The sequence below is a fragment of the Candidatus Pantoea formicae genome, from assembly GCF_011752625.1.
Taxonomy (GTDB): domain Bacteria; phylum Pseudomonadota; class Gammaproteobacteria; order Enterobacterales; family Enterobacteriaceae; genus Pantoea; species Pantoea formicae.
Genome location: NZ_VWXD01000004.1, coordinates 469,912 through 487,264 on the forward strand (window position 1 = coordinate 469,912; position 17,353 = coordinate 487,264).

Annotated in this window: 20 protein-coding genes; 7 read left to right on the forward strand and 13 right to left on the reverse strand. The window is 52.9% G+C overall.

Translation table 11 applies throughout. From position 1 onward, the window contains the following. Positions 1 to 65 precede the first annotated feature (65 nt). Positions 66 to 1,820, forward strand: a complete 1,755-nt coding sequence (locus F3J38_RS14755; protein ID WP_167139559.1) for a sulfite reductase subunit alpha — start codon at positions 66 to 68, stop codon at positions 1,818 to 1,820. Between the two features lie 161 nt (positions 1,821 to 1,981). On the opposite strand, the gene sspB is transcribed toward F3J38_RS14755, so the two are convergent. Next, positions 1,982 to 2,464 (reverse strand): ClpXP protease specificity-enhancing factor, encoded by a 483-nt coding sequence (gene sspB, locus F3J38_RS14760; protein ID WP_167139561.1) that lies wholly within the window; start codon positions 2,462 to 2,464, stop codon positions 1,982 to 1,984. A gap of 3 nt (positions 2,465 to 2,467) precedes the next feature. Next, positions 2,468 to 3,109 carry a stringent starvation protein SspA gene (gene sspA, locus F3J38_RS14765; RefSeq protein WP_034826645.1) on the reverse strand — a complete coding sequence of 214 codons (642 nt, stop codon included), beginning with the start codon at positions 3,107 to 3,109 and terminating at the stop codon, positions 2,468 to 2,470. A 162-nt stretch (positions 3,110 to 3,271) separates the two neighbouring features. Between sspA and F3J38_RS14770 the strand changes: the two genes are divergently transcribed. Beyond that, on the forward strand, positions 3,272 to 3,448 hold the full coding sequence (locus F3J38_RS14770; protein WP_167139563.1) for a hypothetical protein: 177 nt from the start codon (positions 3,272 to 3,274) through the stop codon (positions 3,446 to 3,448). Here F3J38_RS14770 and rpsI read toward each other — a convergent pair. From rpsI to zapE, 3 genes are all read right to left on the reverse strand, one after another. Beyond that, a complete protein-coding gene (gene rpsI, locus F3J38_RS14775; protein WP_034826648.1) occupies positions 3,438 to 3,830 on the reverse strand; it encodes a 30S ribosomal protein S9 in 393 nt (130 codons plus the stop codon). The two genes, F3J38_RS14770 and rpsI, sit on opposite strands and share 11 nt — an antisense overlap. A gap of 15 nt (positions 3,831 to 3,845) precedes the next feature. After that, positions 3,846 to 4,274 (reverse strand): 50S ribosomal protein L13, encoded by a 429-nt coding sequence (gene rplM, locus F3J38_RS14780; RefSeq protein ID WP_034826650.1) that lies wholly within the window; start codon positions 4,272 to 4,274, stop codon positions 3,846 to 3,848. A 237-nt stretch (positions 4,275 to 4,511) separates the two neighbouring features. After that, positions 4,512 to 5,639, reverse strand: a complete 1,128-nt coding sequence (zapE, locus tag F3J38_RS14785) for a cell division protein ZapE (RefSeq protein ID WP_167139565.1) — start codon at positions 5,637 to 5,639, stop codon at positions 4,512 to 4,514. A gap of 185 nt (positions 5,640 to 5,824) precedes the next feature. Here zapE and zapG point away from each other — a divergent pair, with 185 nt between their 5' ends. The 3 genes from zapG to degS all read left to right on the forward strand — a co-directional run bounded on the left by zapG (position 5,825) and on the right by degS (position 8,871). Next, positions 5,825 to 6,229, forward strand: coding sequence for a Z-ring associated protein ZapG (gene zapG / locus F3J38_RS14790; RefSeq protein ID WP_039327442.1), 405 nt, complete (start codon positions 5,825 to 5,827; stop codon positions 6,227 to 6,229). 102 nt (positions 6,230 to 6,331) lie between these two features. Continuing rightward, on the forward strand, positions 6,332 to 7,702 hold the full coding sequence (gene degQ, locus F3J38_RS14795; RefSeq protein WP_167139567.1) for a serine endoprotease DegQ: 1,371 nt from the start codon (positions 6,332 to 6,334) through the stop codon (positions 7,700 to 7,702). A gap of 86 nt (positions 7,703 to 7,788) precedes the next feature. Beyond that, on the forward strand, positions 7,789 to 8,871 hold the full coding sequence (degS, locus tag F3J38_RS14800; RefSeq protein WP_167139569.1) for an outer membrane-stress sensor serine endopeptidase DegS: 1,083 nt from the start codon (positions 7,789 to 7,791) through the stop codon (positions 8,869 to 8,871). A 72-nt stretch (positions 8,872 to 8,943) separates the two neighbouring features. On the opposite strand, the gene epmA is transcribed toward degS, so the two are convergent. The 4 genes from epmA to efp form a co-directional block, all read right to left on the reverse strand. Beyond that, the gene (gene epmA, locus F3J38_RS14805; RefSeq protein WP_167139571.1) at positions 8,944 to 9,921 is read right to left on the reverse strand and encodes an elongation factor P--(R)-beta-lysine ligase; all 978 of its coding nucleotides are present in this window, start codon (positions 9,919 to 9,921) and stop codon (positions 8,944 to 8,946) included. A gap of 164 nt (positions 9,922 to 10,085) precedes the next feature. Beyond that, positions 10,086 to 10,220 (reverse strand): entericidin A/B family lipoprotein, encoded by a 135-nt coding sequence (locus F3J38_RS14810; protein ID WP_038649531.1) that lies wholly within the window; start codon positions 10,218 to 10,220, stop codon positions 10,086 to 10,088. A 103-nt stretch (positions 10,221 to 10,323) separates the two neighbouring features. Next, entirely contained in the window at positions 10,324 to 10,458 is a 135-nt protein-coding gene (locus F3J38_RS14815) for an entericidin A/B family lipoprotein (protein ID WP_034826667.1), read from the reverse strand. A gap of 55 nt (positions 10,459 to 10,513) precedes the next feature. After that, positions 10,514 to 11,080, reverse strand: coding sequence for an elongation factor P (gene efp, locus F3J38_RS14820; protein WP_034826669.1), 567 nt, complete (start codon positions 11,078 to 11,080; stop codon positions 10,514 to 10,516). 41 nt (positions 11,081 to 11,121) lie between these two features. On the opposite strand from efp, the gene epmB reads away from it, so the two are divergent. Continuing rightward, the gene (epmB, locus tag F3J38_RS14825; protein WP_167139573.1) at positions 11,122 to 12,150 is read left to right on the forward strand and encodes an EF-P beta-lysylation protein EpmB; all 1,029 of its coding nucleotides are present in this window, start codon (positions 11,122 to 11,124) and stop codon (positions 12,148 to 12,150) included. A gap of 70 nt (positions 12,151 to 12,220) precedes the next feature. Here the strand turns inward: epmB and F3J38_RS14830 are convergent, their stop codons facing one another. From F3J38_RS14830 to F3J38_RS14845, 4 genes are all read right to left on the reverse strand, one after another. Further along, a complete protein-coding gene (locus F3J38_RS14830) occupies positions 12,221 to 12,568 on the reverse strand; it encodes a DUF4156 domain-containing protein (protein ID WP_039327428.1) in 348 nt (115 codons plus the stop codon). 323 nt (positions 12,569 to 12,891) lie between these two features. After that, positions 12,892 to 14,544: a chaperonin GroEL gene (gene groL, locus F3J38_RS14835; protein WP_167139575.1), complete on the reverse strand. Its 1,653-nt coding sequence runs from the start codon at positions 14,542 to 14,544 to the stop codon at positions 12,892 to 12,894. A gap of 45 nt (positions 14,545 to 14,589) precedes the next feature. After that, positions 14,590 to 14,883, reverse strand: coding sequence for a co-chaperone GroES (locus F3J38_RS14840; protein WP_021507766.1), 294 nt, complete (start codon positions 14,881 to 14,883; stop codon positions 14,590 to 14,592). Positions 14,884 to 15,078: 195 nt separating this feature from the next. Continuing rightward, positions 15,079 to 15,531, reverse strand: a complete 453-nt coding sequence (locus tag F3J38_RS14845) for an FxsA family protein (RefSeq protein ID WP_167139580.1) — start codon at positions 15,529 to 15,531, stop codon at positions 15,079 to 15,081. Positions 15,532 to 15,906: 375 nt separating this feature from the next. Between F3J38_RS14845 and aspA the strand changes: the two genes are divergently transcribed. Then, entirely contained in the window at positions 15,907 to 17,343 is a 1,437-nt protein-coding gene (aspA, locus tag F3J38_RS14850; RefSeq protein ID WP_167139582.1) for an aspartate ammonia-lyase, read from the forward strand. Positions 17,344 to 17,353 lie beyond the last annotated feature (10 nt).

Consider the following 17,353-nt stretch of genomic DNA (forward strand, 5'->3'; position numbering starts at 1 on the left):
AGCAGCACCAATGAATGTGTGTATATTGACTGAACATCACGAAACGGGTTTGAGTACAGATATCCATGAAGATTCCTTACATTCCTGAAGATGCGCCATTTAACGGCGAACAGAAATACTGGCTGGCGGGTTTTCTCGCCGGTCTCCACTCGCGCCTGTTGGTATTAGAAGATAAGCAGACGGCACCTGCCGCCGGTGGCACCACCAATACTCAGCTGCACATTCTGTTCGGTTCACAAACCGGCAACGCAGAAGCGCTGGCACAAACCGCGGCTAAAGCGGCACGAGCCAAAGGCTTGGTGCCTGTGGTTCAGGCTCTGGGTGAAGTGGACCTGGACGTGTTCGCGACCATGCGTCATGTGCTGATTGTCACCTCCACCTACGGTGAAGGCGAAATGCCGGACAACGCACAGCTGTTCTGGCAGGCACTCTCTGCCAGCACCGCGCCACGCCTGGAGCAGATGCACTTTGCCATCCTGGCGATTGGTGATACCGGTTACGATGGCTTCTGCCAAGCCGGTAAATTCTTTGATATGCGTCTGGAACAGCTGGGTGCAAAACGCGTCTTTGACCGCATCGACTGCGATATCGATTTTGAAGAGCCTTCCAGCGCATGGATTGGTGACGCGATGCCACAGTTTGCCGCCAGTGCCGGCAGCAGCGGTACCGTATTAGAGAGCGCGCCAGAAGCCCCTGTCATCCCTGGCAGCAACAAGCAAAACCCTTACGCAGCGGCGTTGGCAACCAATAAACGCCTGTCAGGTGAGTCTTCGGCGAAAGATATCCGTCACTTCGAATTCGATTTGACCGACAGCGGCCTGAAATATGAAGCCGGTGATGCGCTGGGTGTTATCCCCGTGAATGATGCTGAGCTGGTCAGCCTGCTGTTGAGCGAACTGAAAGCGGACTACGAAACTCCGGTGCCAAGCTTTGATCGTAACCTCGGCGATCTGCTGACCTATCAGTTTGAGATCTCCGAGCCATCGCGTAAGCTGATTGAGTGGGTAGGCCAGCACACTGCCAACCAGGAACTGCTGCACGTATTGCAGCACGACGATAAAGACACTCTGGCTAACTGGCTGTGGGGCAAAGACACGCTGGATCTGCTGCAGCTTGAGCTGAAGCGCACTCTGTCTGTGCCAGAGTTCGTGGCGATGCTGCGCCCGCTGCAACACCGTGCGTACTCCATCTCCTCCAGCTCCAAAACGCATCCGAATCAGGTGCACCTGACGATTGCTTCCGTGCGCTACCACAGCGGTGGCCGTGAGCGTAAAGGCGTCTGCTCCACCTATCTGGCCGAGCGCGTGCGCCGTGGCGAGAAGCCAGCGATCTTTATTTCGCCGAACAAAGCGTTCCGCGTGCCGGCTAACGGCAATGCTCCGTTGATCATGGTTGGCCCAGGCACCGGTATTGCACCGTTCCGTGCGTTCTTGCAGGAACGTCAGTCAACGGGCGCTGAAGGTAAGAACTGGCTGTTCTTTGGCGATCAGCATCAGGAACATGATTACATCTACGAAGATGAGCTGGCTGGCTGGCAGCAAAGCGGCCTGCTGACTCAACTTGACCTGGCATTCTCACGTGACCAGGAAGAGAAGATTTACGTGCAGAACCGTATGCTGGAGAAAGGCGCTGAGCTGTATGCCTGGCTGCAGGAAGGTGCTTACTTCTACGTCTGTGGTGATGCCTCTCGCATGGCGAAGGATGTCGACTCTGCGCTGTATGAAGTGGTCCGCCAGTTCGGTGGCCTCTCCAGTGAACGTGCAGCGGCTTACATCGACCAGTTGAAGAAAGATAAACGCTATCTGCGTGACGTCTACTAAGACCCATAAAAAGGAAGCTGATGAGCTTCCTTTTTAACATCTGCTGTATCGCGCCATCTAACAGCAATGCAGTGGTCCAAATGCGCGATCAATCGCGCCATTATTGAGAAATGCATCCATAAAAAAACGGGCCAATTGGCCCGTTTTTTATTGCGCTCGATTTACTTCACGACACGCAATGAAGGACGCCCACCACGCGGTGGCGGTTCATCATCCGGTGAGTGATCGTTATCAGCCGCATCGTCCGGACGATCGCCATCAATCACAGACATCATCGTCTCTTCCTGGCCTTCCTGCTCATCCGTTGCCAACTCGTAAGCCGGTTCCGGTTCGAACATGGTACCTGCACCGTTTTCACGTGCATAGATGGCGAGAACCGCAGCCATTGGCACAGAAACCTGGCGCGGCACACCACCGAAGCGCGCATTAAAACGCACTTCGTCATTGGCAAGGTCGAGGTTACCGACAGCGCGTGGCGCAATGTTCAGAACGATCTGTCCATCACGCGCATACTCCAGCGGCACCTGCACACCAGGCAGATTGATGTCGACCACCAGATGCGGCGTTAACTGGTTGTCGAGCAGCCAGTCATAAAACGCACGCAGCAGATACGGACGACGAGCCGTTAGTTGCGACATTTCCATACATTAGCCCCGGGCTTGCAGGCGCATTTCACGTTCCGCTTCCGTTAATGAAGCGAGGAAAGAGTCACGTTCAAATACGCGCGTCATGTAGCCTTTCAGCTCTTTAGAACCAGCACCCACCAGTTCAACGCCCATTTGCGGCAGGCGCCACAGCAGCGGTGCCAGGTAGCAATCGACCAGGCTGAACTCTTCGCTCATGAAGAACGGCGTGCGAGAGAACAGCGGGGCAATCGCCAGCAGCTCTTCACGCAGTTGCTTGCGTGCCGCGTCGGCTTCAGCGTTGTTACCGGTTTCGATAGCACGCATCAGCGTGTACCAATCCTGCTCGATGCGGTGCATCATCAGACGGCTTTCACCACGCGCAACCGGATAAACTGGCATCAGCGGTGGGTGTGGGAAACGCTCATCCAGGTATTCCATGATGATGCGTGATTCATACAGCGTCAGTTCACGGTCGACCAGCGTTGGCACAGTACGATACGGGTTGAGGTCAATCAGATCCTGCGGCAGGTTATCCGTTTCAACCTGCTCGATCTCCACGCTGACGCCCTTTTCAGCCAGTACGATGCGTACTTGATGGCTAAAAATGTCAGTCGGACCAGAAAACAGCGTCATTACCGAACGTTTGTTGGCAGCGACAGCCATGAAAACCTCCAAGTTTGTTCACAAAAAGATACTGCGAATAGCCAACCACGCGGCGACTCACCTGCTCATTAGATTCGCACACAGCCAGCGTTCATCACATTCTCCGGCCATCCTGACAGGAAAAACGCGCATAACGATCCGGCTTGCGGGCGCAAAGTGTCAGTGAGTTTACCAGATTTTAAGCAGCTTGTGGGGCGGGGAAACGCTTTTGCGGGCAAAATGCGGGTAAAGCTCGCGTTTTTAGCGTTAGAAATCGTGAATCCAGAAAAGAAAAAACCCGCCGAAGCGGGTTTTTTGAGCCAAATGTTTCTGCCAAAGGCAGCAACAATTAACGCTTAGAGAACTGCGGACGACGACGTGCTTTACGCAGGCCGACTTTCTTACGTTCAACTTCACGTGCGTCACGGGTAACGAAGCCCGCTTTACGCAGTTCAGGACGCAGAGACTCGTCGTATTCCATCAGAGCGCGTGTGATACCGTGACGGATCGCACCAGCCTGACCAGAAATACCACCACCTTTAACAGTGATGTACAGGTCAAATTTACCAACCATATCAACCAGTTCCAGAGGCTGACGCACGACCATGCGTGCAGTCTCGCGACCGAAGTATTGCTCCAGTGAGCGCTGGTTAATTACGATGTTACCGCTACCCGGCTTGATGAAGACGCGAGCGGCAGAGCTTTTGCGGCGACCAGTGCCGTAGTTTTGAGTTTCAGCCATTGCCTATAATCCCGATTAAATGTCAAGAACTTGCGGTTGCTGCGCCGCGTGAGTGTGCTCGTTGCCTGCGTAAACTTTCAGTTTACGGTACATAGCACGACCCAGTGGGCCTTTCGGCAGCATGCCTTTAACCGCGATTTCAATCACACGCTCAGGACGGCGCTCGATCATCTCTGCAAAGGTCGCTTGCTTGATACCACCGATGTGGCCAGTGTGGTGATAGTAAATCTTGTCAGTACGCTTGTTGCCGGTTACAGCAACTTTCTCAGCGTTCAGAACGATGATGTAATCACCGGTATCAACGTGCGGAGTGTATTCCGCTTTGTGCTTACCACGCAGACGGCGCGCCAGTTCAGTCGCCAGGCGACCCAAGGTTTTGCCCGTTGCGTCAACAACATACCAGTCACGCTGTACGGTTTCTGGTTTAGCTGTAAAAGTTTTCATTGAAAAGCTTACCCAAATAAAAAGTTACACGTTGGTGAAATCCCAAACGCTAAGTAAACGAATGAGGCTCACACGACCATTTTGCCCAGCAAGCCACCCCTTCAAGTGAGTTACCGGATCACATCGAATTCTGGGAAAGAAAACCGATGCTGTAACGTGGGGTCGCAAGATTATAGAGAAGTCGAACCCAAAGATCGAACTTTTTTGCGTCTAAATCCTGCGATTTCTACCCCGCTATCAGGGCAGATGAGGCAGACGCAAATACTCTTCACTCTGCATCTCCTGCAAACGCGACAAGCAGCGCTGATATTCAAACTTCAGGCGCGTGCCCTGATAAATTTCAAACAGTGAGGTTTCCGCAGCGACCACCAGTTTAACGTGGCGTTCGTAGAACTCATCAACTAACGCCAGGAAACGGCGAGCCTGATCTTCTGTCTTGTAAATCATCACTGGCACGTCGTACAGCAAGACGCTGTGAAAACGACGCGACAGCTCAATATAGTCATGCTGGCTGCGCCCTGTTCCGCATAGCGTGAGGAAATCAATCGCCAGCACACCTTCGTTCACACCCAGCGTCGGCATCTCGCGATGGTTAATGTCCAACACCGGAGCATCTTCACGTGGCTTACCCGAGAGCGCGCGGAACATGCGCTCCATTTCGGCATGCGTGGCATCATTGAGCGGGAAATTCCACAGATGCGCGGAGGTCAGCGTACGTAGGCGATAATCGATACCCGCATCCACGTTCATCACATCACAATGGCGTTTAATCTGCTCAATGGCCGGCAGGAAGCGCGGGCGCTGCAAGCCGTTACGGTACAAGTCATCCGGCGGGATGTTGGACGTCGCCACCAGTGAGATACCTCTTGCGAACAGCGCTTCCATCAAGGTGCCCAGCAGCATCGCGTCAGTGATATCGGAAACAAAGAATTCATCGAAACAAAGAATATCGGTTTCCGCTTTAAAGCGATCGGCCACAATCAGCAACGGATCGCTATGCCCTTGCAATTGCGTCAGCTCTTCATGGACGCGCAACATAAAACGGTGGAAGTGCAGACGCATCTTGCGGTCGCCAGGAATAGACTGAAAAAACAGATCCATCACCCAGGTTTTACCGCGTCCAACACCGCCCCACATGTAAAGGCCGCGCACCGGCGTCTCACTGCTGCTTTTCTCTTTGGTCATCAGCTTCGATAAACGGCCAAACAGCCCTTTTGCGGCAGGCTCTGGCGCTGGCTTACGCGCAATCAATCCTTGTTGGATAGCATCTAAGCGGGTAATGGCTTCGCGTTGTACGTCATCCGGGCGAAACTCGCCCTGTGATAGCGCCTGCTCATAGCGGGCAAGCGGAGATGAGGTTTGCATGGTTCTCTCAGAATCCCTGAAAAAAGTCCGATTCACGGGTCGGTTGTCGAAAATTAGGCCGCACTACAGTAAGCGATGCAGCCTGAGAGTTCCACTTCCATAGGATTATTGGGTATAGTGGCTGCTATTGAAGTGGAAACAGAAGCAATGCCCTACGAAGCAACGGAAATTACACGGGAGTCATTATGACCTGGGAATACGGGCTGATTGGTTTAGTGATTGGCATTATTGTCGGCGCGGTAGTGATGCGTTTTGGCAACAAGAAACTGCGTGAGCAGCGTAGCATGCAGTATGAACTGGAAAAATCGAAGGCTGAGCTGGCAGATTATCGCGAAGAGCTCACCAACCACTTTGCTCGCAGTGCAGAACTGCTGGACAACATGGCGCATGATTACCGCCAGCTGTATCAGCACATGGCGAAAGGGTCGAATGACCTGCTACCAAATCTGCCAGGCGAGAAAAATCCGTTTGCTTATCAACTGACGGAAGCCGAAGCGGATAACGATCAGGCACCGGTGCAAATCCCGCGTGATTACTCGGATGGTGCATCTGGTTTGCTGCGCGGCAGCGATCGCACACCGCGTAAATAATCCTTTTGGGGCACAGCTGAGCTGTGCCCTTTTTGTTTTCGAACAGTTACTCCAAACTACTGTCACACTTTTTATACTCCTTTCGCAGCGAGAGCGTTGGCAATGAAAAAACAAGCAAGACTGTTAAGCGCATTAGCCTTGAGCATTGGAATGGGTCTGGCCGCCGCGCCAGGCGCAATGGCCACGTTGCCTGCACAGGTTCAGGGACAAGCGCTGCCGAGTCTGGCACCGATGCTGGAAAAAGTGCTGCCCGCAGTGGTCAGCGTGCATGTAGAAGGCACTGACAGCGGTCAGCAAGCTCAGGACATTCCTGAGCCACTGAAACGCTTCTTCGGCCAGGCACCGGGACAATCCCAACCGCAGCCGTTTGAAGGCTTGGGTTCAGGCGTAATCATTGATGCCGCCAAAGGCTATGTTCTCACCAACAATCACGTGGTGAATGGCGCAGACAAAATTAGCGTCCAGCTCAGCGATGGCAATGAATATGATGCCAAACTGATCGGTCACGATGAGCAAACCGATATCGCCCTGATTCAAGTGGAAGGGGCAAAAAACCTGACGCAGATAAAAATCGCCGATTCTGACTCACTCAAAGTCGGTGATTTTGCCGTGGCTATCGGCAACCCATTTGGTTTGGGCCAAACCGCCACCTCGGGCATTATTTCGGCCCTCGGCCGCAGTGGCTTGAATCTGGAAGGTCTGGAAAACTTTATCCAAACCGATGCAGCCATTAACCGTGGAAACTCCGGTGGTGCTTTGGTGAACCTGAATGGTGAGCTGATTGGCATCAACACCGCGATTCTGGCGTCCAGCGGTGGCAACATCGGTATCGGCTTTGCCATCCCAAGCAACATGGCCATCAACCTCGCTCAGCAGCTGATTCAGTCTGGCGAAGTGAAGCGCGGGCAGCTTGGCATTAAAGGCACGGAAATGACGGCCGATATTGCCAAAGCGTTTAATGTCGATGCGCAGCGTGGAGCCTTTGTTTCTGAAGTACTGCCTAACTCGGCGGCGCAGAAAGCGGGCATCAAAGCGGGCGATATCATCACCTCCATTAATGACAAAGCGATCACCAGCTTTGCCGAACTGCGCGTGAAAGTGGGCACCACCCCGCCGGGCCAGCAGGTGAAAATTGGTCTGCTGCGTGAAGGCAAACCGGTTACCGTGACCGTCACGCTGGAACAGAGTGCGCAGACGACCGCGAGTGCTCAGTTGATGTCTCCGGCGTTACAAGGTGCAACGCTGAGCGATGGCGCGGCTAAGAGCGGCGATAAAGGCGTAAAAGTCGATGCCATCGAAAAAGGCACCCCGGCTGAGCAAGCTGGCTTGCAGAAAGATGATGTGATTGTCGGTGTGAACCGCGATCGCGTGACCTCACTGGCTGAAATGCGTAAAGCGCTGGAAGGTAAACCACCGGTGCTGGCACTGAATGTTGTGCGTGGTGACGAGAGCATTTACCTGCTTATGCGATAATCCTCGCAACTGGCGGACAAGCAGGTGTTTGTCCGCCTTTCTCATGTTATTCTGCCCTGCGATCCCACCTTTCCTGAAATAACACCATGTTTCTTAAACTTTTGCGTTCTGTGGTGATGGGCTTGATCGTAGCGGGCCTGCTGCTTGTTGCGATTCCTGCGCTGCGTATGGGCAGCAACGTCACCTTTGATCATGATGACAGCGATAATGAATCACCCGTGAGCTTCAATCAGGGGGTGCGTCGTGCTGTGCCTGCGGTGGTTAACGTGTATAACCGCAGCGCCCATGGCAACAACAATCGCGGTATCACCACGCTGGGCTCTGGCGTGATCATGAACGTGAAAGGCTACATCCTTACCAATAAGCACGTCATCAACAATGCCGATCAGATTATCGTCGCGTTGCAGGATGGTCGTTTCTTCGAAGCCACGTTAGTGGGTTCAGATGCGATGACAGACCTTGCCGTGCTGAAAATCAGTGCCACTAACCTGCCCGTCATTCCTATCAACGCCAAACGCATTGCCCACATTGGTGATGTCGTCATGGCGATTGGCAACCCCTACAACCTGGGTCAGACCGTCACACAGGGCATTATCAGCGCCACTGGACGTGTTGGCCTGAGTTCTTCAGGTAGGCAGAACTTCCTGCAAACCGATGCATCCATCAATCAGGGTAACTCGGGTGGCGCACTGATTAACTCGCTCGGCGAACTCATGGGCATCAACACCCTGACGTTTGATAAAAGCAATGATGGCGAAACGCCAGAAGGGATTGGCTTCGCTATTCCTACCGCGCTGGCAACCAAAATCATGGATAAGCTGATTCGTGATGGCCGGGTCATTCGTGGCTATATTGGCATTACCGGGCGTGAGTTGCCCCCACTGCATGGTCAAGGCAGCAATCTTGATCGCGTGCAGGGCATTATTGTCAGTGAGGTCTCACCCGGCGGTCCGGCGGACAGAGCGGGTATTCAGGCCAATGATGTACTGTTGCAGGTAAATGGTAAACCTGCGCTGTCGGCACAGGAAACCATGGACCAGGTGGCAGAAATACGCCCAGGTTCAGTGATTCAGGTACAGGTATTACGTAACGAACAGAAAATGATGTTGCCTGTCACGATCCAAGAATTCCCGGAAGCCCAGGCGGCAGCGCCGACGACGTCACAGTAGCCGATTAATGGGTAGCGGCGCGATTCATCACACACTAAATCGCGCCGCTATCGACTGTTTCGGCCAGAGCAATCAGCTACGGTCCACCGGGAAGGCAATCACTTCACTCAATGCATCCGCTTTCAACGCCAGCATAATCAAACGATCAACACCCAGCGCTACGCCAGAACAGGCAGGCATGCCGTGTGACAGCGCATCCAGCAAATAGGTATCAATCGGGTGCTGTGGCAAACCACGAGCTGCACGGCGGCGATTATCCTGCTCAAAACGCTGACGCTGTTCACGGCTATCGGTTAACTCACGGAACCCATTCGCCAGCTCGACGCCTTTGTAATACACCTCAAAGCGCTCAGCAACACGATGGTCCTCGGTGCTGATCTCCGCCAGCGCTGCCTGGCTCGCTGGGAAGTGATAAACGAAGCACGGCTTATCAATGCCAATTTTGGGCTCAACGCCCAACATGAACAGCAACTGCAGTAGCGTATCGCGGTCTTCTTCACGATTAGCCAGTTCGCTTTCACCCAGTTTGGCGGCGGCTTCACACAGTTGCGCTTTATCCGCTGACAGAGGGTCCAACTCCAGGTGACGAATAAACGCCTGCTGATACGACAATGACTCTGCACTGTCGCACTCCAGCACTTGCTGCATCAGGTCATCGACCTCATTCATCAAGCGATACATGTCGTAATGTGGGCGATACCACTCCAGCATGGTGAATTCAGGGTTATGGTGACGCCCTGCTTCTTCATTGCGGAAGCAACGACCCATCTGGTAGATCGGGCCACTGCCCGCCGCCAGCAGGCGCTTCATATGGTATTCCGGGCTGGTCATGAGCCAGAGATCGCGTCCTTCTGCGGCCCCAGGGCCGACGAAACGCGTCTGGAATGGCACCAGATGGATATCCGTGATGGTCGCCTGGCTCATCGCCGGGGTATCAACCTCCAGTACGCCGCGATCGGCAAAGAAACGCCGAATTTCCGCTAAGATAGCGGCGCGTTTCAACAAATTGGCAATGGGTGCGCTCGGCTGCCAGCTTGCCGTTTCGCTCATGTTGGTGACTCCTTATACAGATAAGGGGAAGAAGTCTACCCGTATTGGCTACGGCAAACAACGGCGTTACGGGATCGAGGGCGGTGTTGGTGATTTTTCAGGTCGAGGTGCGGGGATCACAACAATAAATCCGGTACGAAACCAGGTTTCGCACCGGTTTTTGATTACTGTGCGCTGCGCTGAATCGCTTTGCCGCCCGCCTGAACGTCCTCGCCAACACCACGAGTGGTGTTGCAGGCGGTCAAAACAGAAGAAAGCACCAGTACAGAAAGAATCGCGACAATACTTTTCTTTAACATAGCCATATCCTTGTTGGTTGCAGTAAAAGTACAGCTCTTAAAGCATAGACCTTAAACACAACCTTGCTGGCTAAGCCGCTGAGAAACGGGGCGTCGTCGTAATTTATTTATCCGCTGCGCGTGAAATGGCACCGCCCAAATGGGAGACGTCTTCACCAAAACCGTGGAAAGTGTTGCAGGCACTCAAAGCAGAAGAGACCAGCAACGCAAAAACAGCCAATTTCGCCATCTTTTTCATTATTCTGAACTCAAAGAGAAAAAAGGCGCATCGAGTGATGCGCCTGATTTGACGATTATTTTACGCGAGAAACGTATTCGCCAGAGCGGGTGTCAACTTTAACCACTTCGCCAATCTGCACGAACAGTGGAACTTTGATCACTGCGCCAGTAGACAGAGTCGCTGGCTTGCCACCGGTACCGGCAGTGTCACCTTTCAGACCTGGGTCAGTTTCGATGACTTCTGCTTCGATGAAGTTCGGTGGCTGAACCGCGATGGCTTTATCGTTCCACAGGGTAACGATACAATCAGCGTTGTCTTGCAGCCACTTGGTCACATCGTCCAGCACTTTAGATTCGATCTGATACTGCTCGAAAGACTCTGGGTGCATGAAGTAGTAGAAGTCGCCGTCGTTGTAAGAGTACTGCAGCGTCATATCACGAACGTCTGCGCCTTCGGCAGAGTCGGTAGATTTGAAGGTCTTCTCAACGCGAGAACCGGTCAGCAGACGACGCATTTTAACGCGTGCAAATGCCTGGCCTTTACCCGGTTTAACAAATTCACTGGCTTCGATGGCATACGGCTCGCCTTCGAACATGATTTTAAGACCGGGACGGAAATCGTTGCTAAGATAAGTCGCCATAAAGGCCCTCTGTAAATATTGAACTGGTAATAGCCAAAAAAATGGCAAACATTGTAACCCTAAATCCCCCCATCAGAGAAGATTGGTTGCAGCAACTTGCTGATGTTGTCACCGATCCTACTGAATTACTGCAACTTTTATCTCTCGAACAGCATGCGGATCTGGCTGCAGGCAACGATGCGCGCAAGCTTTTTGCCCTGCGCGTGCCCCGCGCCTTCATTCAGCGCATGACGCCGGGGGATGCGCAGGACCCACTTTTGCTGCAGGTGTTAACCAGCCGTCAGGAATTTATTGATGCGCCAGGTTACAGCACCGACCCACTGGATGAGCAAAGTAGCGTGGTGCCGGGTTTACTGCATAAGTATCGAAACCGTGCGTTGCTGCTGGTGAAAGGTGGCTGTGCCGTTAACTGCCGCTACTGTTTCCGCCGCCATTTCCCTTATCAGGATAACCAAGGCAATAAACGTAACTGGCAGGCCGCGATTGATTACATCGCTGAACATCCAGAGCTGGATGAGATCATCTTCTCCGGTGGCGACCCATTGATGGCCAAAGACCATGAGCTGGCGTGGCTGGTCGGCGCGCTGGAGAAAATCCCGCACCTGAAGCGCCTGCGCATCCATAGCCGTTTGCCCGTGGTGATCCCAGCACGTATTACCGAAGGTTTATGTCAGATTCTGGCGGAAACGCGGCTACAAGTGCTGATGGTGAGCCATATCAACCATGCACAAGAGATTGACGATGAGCTGCGTTACGGCATGCAGATGCTGAAGCGTGCAGGTGTGACGTTGCTCAACCAGAGCGTGCTGCTACGCGGCATCAATGATGATGCACAAGCGTTGGCAAACCTCAGTAATGCGTTGTTTGATGCGGGCATACTGCCTTATTACCTGCACGTGCTGGATAAAGTACAAGGCGCTGCGCACTTCTTCGTTTCAGATAATGAGGCGCGAGCACTGGTACGCCAGTTGTTAACCATGGTCTCGGGTTATATGGTGCCGAAGCTGGCGCGCGAGATTGGTGGTGAGCCGAGCAAAACGCCGCTGGATTTACAGCTGCGCCAGGAATAACCGCCGCGGGAGATATTGCGCCCACAAAAAAAGCCGCATCAGCGGCTTTTTTTATAGGCAGTCAGCGCCATTACGGGCACTTGTACACCTGACCTGACATTTTGCTATCAAGCGGAGCAAAAGCAGACAGTAGGTTCTGCGTTGGGCTGGTTGCACCGTAAATCACGTTGCCACCCATTTCCGCTGCACGGTTACGCAGGTCATTTGCTGCGCCACGCAGTGAACTGCCTTCGCCGCCTGAACCACTCAACCAGTTGCTCTGTGAGCCAGTGACATTGCCCAGAAGCTGGCATTGGCTACCAGGCTGTTGGTCAACGAAGGTCACACGTTCGCCGCCAGAACTCAGTTGATTGGAGCTGCTGCAGCCCGCCAGCAGTAAAGTCCCTACCGCCAGTCCGAGCAAGAGGTTAATCCGCATTGTAATCCCCATTTATTATCATCAGTGTCGGGCGCCAGCGTAGCAGAAAAGCGCACATTTTTTCTGAACGTTCATTGCCTTATACCCTAAATAGTTCAAGGTGCAGAAAGGCGGCAAGGGCATGAATCTCCAAGAGCTTACTCCAGTAAGTGACCGGGGAGAATGCACGCAGCTTTCGCATCTGCAATTTGAAATATGACGGGCATAAACCCGCAGAGCCGAAGTATTGCGCTCATACTTATACCTTGTTCGCCACCAAAAGAAAAACCCCCGACCGTTTCCGATCGAGGGTTTTTCATATGACTTAAGCAGTCGGGGGCAAATTACATCATGCCGCCCATTCCGCCCATGCCACCCATGCCACCAGCGCCACCTAAATCAGGTGCATCGCCTTTTGGCAGGTCGGTCACCATCGCTTCGGTGGTGATCATCAGACCCGCAACAGAAGACGCGTACTGCAGCGCAGAACGAGTTACTTTGGTTGGGTCCAGGATACCGAAGTCGATCATGTTGCCGTATTCTTCGGTCTGTGCGTTGTAGCCGTAGTTGCCGTCGCCCGCTTTCACGTTGTTAGCAACAACAGATGGCTCTTCACCGGCGTTAGAAACGATCTGACGCAGAGGTGCTTCCATTGCGCGCAGTGCAACTTTGATACCCACGTTCTGATCTTCGTTCTGACCTTTCAGGCCAGAAGCAGCGATTTTAGCTGCAACGCGAACCAGTGCAACACCACCACCAGCAACCACGCCTTCTTCTACCGCAGCACGGGTAGCGTGCAGGGCATCTTCAACGCGTGCTTTCTTCTCTTTCATTTCAACTTCAGTGGCTGCGCCCACTTTCAGAACGGCTACGCCGCCTGCCAGTTTCGCTACGCGCTCCTGAAGTTTTTCTTTGTCGTAATCAGAAGTTGCTTCTTCGATCTGCTGACGGATCTGAGTCACACGGCCAGAGATTGCACCTTGATCGCCCACACCATCGATGATGGTAGAAGTATCTTTGTTGATCACAACACGCTTAGCCTGACCCAGATCTTCCAGAGTCGCTTTTTCCAGCTCCATACCGATCTCTTCAGAGATAACGGTACCGCCGGTCAGGATTGCGATATCCTGCAGCATTGCTTTACGACGGTCGCCGAAGCCAGGTGCTTTAACAGCAGCAACTTTCACGATCCCGCGCATGGTGTTAACCACCAGTGTTGCCAGTGCTTCGCCTTCAACATCTTCAGCGATGATCAGCAGTGGTTTACCGGCTTTCGCAACCGCTTCCAGTACTGGCAGCAGTTCACGGATGTTAGAGATCTTCTTGTCAGCCAACAGGATAAACGGTGCATCCAGTTCGATTGCGCCGGTTTCTGGCTTGTTGATGAAGTAAGGAGACAGGTAGCCACGGTCGAACTGCATACCTTCAACCACGTCCAGCTCGTCTTGCAGGCCGGTGCCTTCTTCAACGGTGATAACGCCTTCTTTGCCCACTTTATCCATCGCTTTAGCAATCAGGGTACCGACTGACTCATCAGAGTTAGCAGAGATGGTACCAACCTGAGCAATCGCTTTGGTATCCTGGCAAGGAACAGACAGCGCTTTCAGCTCTTCAACGGCTGCAGCAACAGCTTTATCGATACCGCGCTTCAGGTCCATTGGGTTCATGCCTGCAGCAACAGCTTTCAGGCCTTCGTTCACGATAGCCTGAGCCAGCACGGTTGCAGTGGTGGTACCGTCGCCCGCAGCGTCGTTCGCTTTAGAGGCCACTTCTTTCACCATCTGTGCACCCATGTTTTCGAACTTGTCTTCCAGCTCGATTTCACGCGCAACAGAAACACCATCTTTGGTGATGGTCGGTGCACCAAAAGATTTATCCAGAACCACGTTACGGCCTTTCGGGCCCAAGGTAACTTTTACTGCATCTGCCAGTACGTTCACGCCACGCAGCATTTTTACGCGCGCGTCATTACCGAATTTTACGTCTTTAGCTGCCATTTCAAATATCCCTTAAATTCGTTTCGTTCAGTGAATTACGCGTAATTACGCTTCGACAATCGCCAGGATGTCGCTTTCAGAGATGATCAGAACTTCTTCGTTGTCGATCTTCTCAGTTTTGGCACCGTAGCCTTCGCTGAAGATAACCAGATCGCCAACTTTCACGTCCAGCGGCTTAACATCGCCGTTTTCCAGGATGCGGCCATTGCCTACAGCCAGAACTTCACCGCGGGTTGATTTGCCAGCTGCAGAGCCGGTCAGAACGATACCGCCAGCAGATTTAGCTTCAACTTCTTTACGCTTGACGATAACGCGATCGTGCAACGGACGAATTTTCATTTGGTAGCTCTCCTTTGAGAAGTCCAATCATTCAGTTTTTTGGGTTGAACCGGACTGCATGGCTTCCGGCCTCGTGGAGAGAGAGATAGGGTCACTAAAAAGGGCTTTCAAGGGGCAAAAAATAAAAAATTTTCGTTTTGGTAACCTTTGCCGAAAAAGACAGCAAAAAGGCGACTTACGCCGCCTTGCTCAAACTCAGTGATCTTTATCGTGGCCAATACGATCCTGATCCTTTCGCTCGTATTCGCCATCCATGGTAAAGCCACTGTCTGGCCCAGCACCGTGGCCGCGCCACACGCGCAAATGTGGCATCAACTTCAATGTCAGGTGCTTCTGCACCGGTGGTAACAACAGCAGCAAGCCTAAGAAGTCAGTAAAGAACCCCGGCAACAGCAACAGGAAACCAGAGATGATCAGCGAAACGCTTTTGGTCATCTCCGCTGCTGGGCTTTCGTTACGCGCCAGCTTCTCCTGCATCAGACGAAAGTTCTTCATCCCCTGATTCTTCACCAGCGACACACCGATGCACGAGGTGAAGATCACCAGCAGCATGGTGAGCAGCACGCCGAGGGCATGTGCAACCTGAATGAAAATTGAGATCTCAATCCAGGCCAGAACAAAAAAAATGACGAACGGTATCCAGCGCACCGATATCTCCTGTGAGTAGGGCTGTCTCGCTATTTGCCAGACAGCAGAATGGGATGGTCTGTCAGACCGTATTGATAGAGATGGGCATCTGAGCCGTCGATTTCAACCGATCCTGCCAAATTTTTCCCACTGACTTAAAATTGCGAACTACATCACATATCGTTATTACCGCTGGGCCAGTAAATGCCCGTAAAGTGATCTGTGCACAAACAATTCTGTAACAACAGAATATGATCGTGCCCGCCAGCCCGAAGATGGATAATATGTCGGCGCTGGTATTCCACGACAATATAATTGCTTCACCTGCACAGTGATTGTCGCCCGACCATCCCGGTCGCCCGGCAGTGACACCGCAGAAATAATAAGAAGGTAATCATGGCGAACAACATTCGTATCGAAGAAGACCTGTTAGGCATGCGCGAAGTCCCGGCAGACGCTTACTACGGTGTTCATACTCTGCGTGCGATTGAGAACTTCTACATTAGTAACAACAAAATCAGTGACATACCGGAGTTTGTCCGCGGTATGGTGATGGTGAAAAAAGCAGCCGCGCTCGCTAACAAAGAGCTGCAAACAATCCCTCGCAACATCGCAAACACCATTATTCAGGCCTGTGATGAAGTGCTGAATAACGGTAAATGCATGGATCAGTTCCCGGTTGACGTCTACCAAGGCGGCGCCGGTACCTCGGTTAACATGAACACCAATGAAGTGCTGGCGAACATCGGCCTGGAGCTGATGGGCCACCAGAAAGGTGAATACCAGTACCTGAACCCGAACGATCACGTGAACAAGTGTCAGTCCACCAACGACGCTTACCCTACCGGTTTCCGTATCGCGGTTTACGCCTCCATCCTGAAATTGCTGGATGGCATTAGCCAACTGAGCGAAGGCTTCCAGCGGAAAGCGGTCGAGTTCGAAAATATCCTCAAGATGGGTCGTACCCAGCTGCAGGATGCGGTGCCGATGACGCTGGGCCAAGAGTTCCACGCGTTTAACGTGCTGCTGAATGAAGAAACCCGCAGCATTCTGCGTACGGCTGAACTGCTGCTGGAAGTGAACCTGGGCGCAACGGCAATCGGTACCCGTCTCAACACGCCGGATGGCTACCAGCAACTGGCGGTTCAGCGTCTGGCAGAAGTCAGTAATTTGCCAGTGGTGCCAGCAGAAGACCTGATCGAAGCAACCTCCGACTGCGGTGCTTACGTGATGGTGCACTCAGCGCTGAAACGTCTGGCGGTGAAACTGTCGAAGATCTGTAACGACCTGCGCCTGCTCTCCTCCGGTCCACGTGCCGGTCTGAACGAAATCAACCTGCCAGAACTGCAGGCCGGTTCGTCAATCATGCCAGCCAAAGTGAACCCGGTGGTGCCAGAAGTGGTGAACCAGGTGTGCTTCAAGGTTATCGGCAACGACATTACCGTGACTATGGCGTCCGAAGCAGGTCAGCTACAGCTGAACGTGATGGAGCCGGTAATTGGTCAGGCGCTGTTCGAGTCAATCAGTATCCTGACCAACGCTTGCTACAATCTGCTGGAAAAATGCGTCAACGGCATCACGGCTAACAAAGCGGTGTGTGAAGCTTACGTGTTTAACTCTATCGGTATCGTTACTTATCTCAACCCGTATATCGGCCACCACAATGGCGATATCGTCGGCAAGATTTGTGCGGAAACCGGCAAGAGCGTACGTGAAGTGGTGCTGGAGCGTGGTCTGCTGACCGAAGCAGAACTGGATGACATCTTCTCCATCCAGAACCTGATGCATCCGACCTACAAAGCCAAACGCTACACCGACGAAAACGAACAGTAATCCGTTCCGG

Excerpts from the sequence above, each read along its gene's own strand:
- F3J38_RS14755 (WP_167139559.1), top strand. The coding sequence starts at position 66 with ATGAAGATTCCTTACATTCCTGAAGATGCGCCATTTAACGGCGAACAG.
- sspB (WP_167139561.1), bottom strand. The coding sequence starts at position 2,464 with ATGGAAATGTCGCAACTAACGGCTCGTCGTCCGTATCTGCTGCGTGCG.
- sspA (WP_034826645.1), bottom strand. The coding sequence starts at position 3,109 with ATGGCTGTCGCTGCCAACAAACGTTCGGTAATGACGCTGTTTTCTGGT.
- rpsI (WP_034826648.1), bottom strand. The coding sequence starts at position 3,830 with ATGGCTGAAACTCAAAACTACGGCACTGGTCGCCGCAAAAGCTCTGCC.
- rplM (WP_034826650.1), bottom strand. The coding sequence starts at position 4,274 with ATGAAAACTTTTACAGCTAAACCAGAAACCGTACAGCGTGACTGGTAT.
- zapE (WP_167139565.1), bottom strand. The coding sequence starts at position 5,639 with ATGCAAACCTCATCTCCGCTTGCCCGCTATGAGCAGGCGCTATCACAG.
- zapG (WP_039327442.1), top strand. The coding sequence starts at position 5,825 with ATGACCTGGGAATACGGGCTGATTGGTTTAGTGATTGGCATTATTGTC.
- degQ (WP_167139567.1), top strand. The coding sequence starts at position 6,332 with ATGAAAAAACAAGCAAGACTGTTAAGCGCATTAGCCTTGAGCATTGGA.
- degS (WP_167139569.1), top strand. The coding sequence starts at position 7,789 with ATGTTTCTTAAACTTTTGCGTTCTGTGGTGATGGGCTTGATCGTAGCG.
- epmA (WP_167139571.1), bottom strand. The coding sequence starts at position 9,921 with ATGAGCGAAACGGCAAGCTGGCAGCCGAGCGCACCCATTGCCAATTTG.
- F3J38_RS14810 (WP_038649531.1), bottom strand. The coding sequence starts at position 10,220 with ATGTTAAAGAAAAGTATTGTCGCGATTCTTTCTGTACTGGTGCTTTCT.
- F3J38_RS14815 (WP_034826667.1), bottom strand. The coding sequence starts at position 10,458 with ATGAAAAAGATGGCGAAATTGGCTGTTTTTGCGTTGCTGGTCTCTTCT.
- efp (WP_034826669.1), bottom strand. The coding sequence starts at position 11,080 with ATGGCGACTTATCTTAGCAACGATTTCCGTCCCGGTCTTAAAATCATG.
- epmB (WP_167139573.1), top strand. The coding sequence starts at position 11,122 with ATGGCAAACATTGTAACCCTAAATCCCCCCATCAGAGAAGATTGGTTG.
- F3J38_RS14830 (WP_039327428.1), bottom strand. The coding sequence starts at position 12,568 with ATGCGGATTAACCTCTTGCTCGGACTGGCGGTAGGGACTTTACTGCTG.
- groL (WP_167139575.1), bottom strand. The coding sequence starts at position 14,544 with ATGGCAGCTAAAGACGTAAAATTCGGTAATGACGCGCGCGTAAAAATG.
- F3J38_RS14840 (WP_021507766.1), bottom strand. The coding sequence starts at position 14,883 with ATGAAAATTCGTCCGTTGCACGATCGCGTTATCGTCAAGCGTAAAGAA.
- aspA (WP_167139582.1), top strand. The coding sequence starts at position 15,907 with ATGGCGAACAACATTCGTATCGAAGAAGACCTGTTAGGCATGCGCGAA.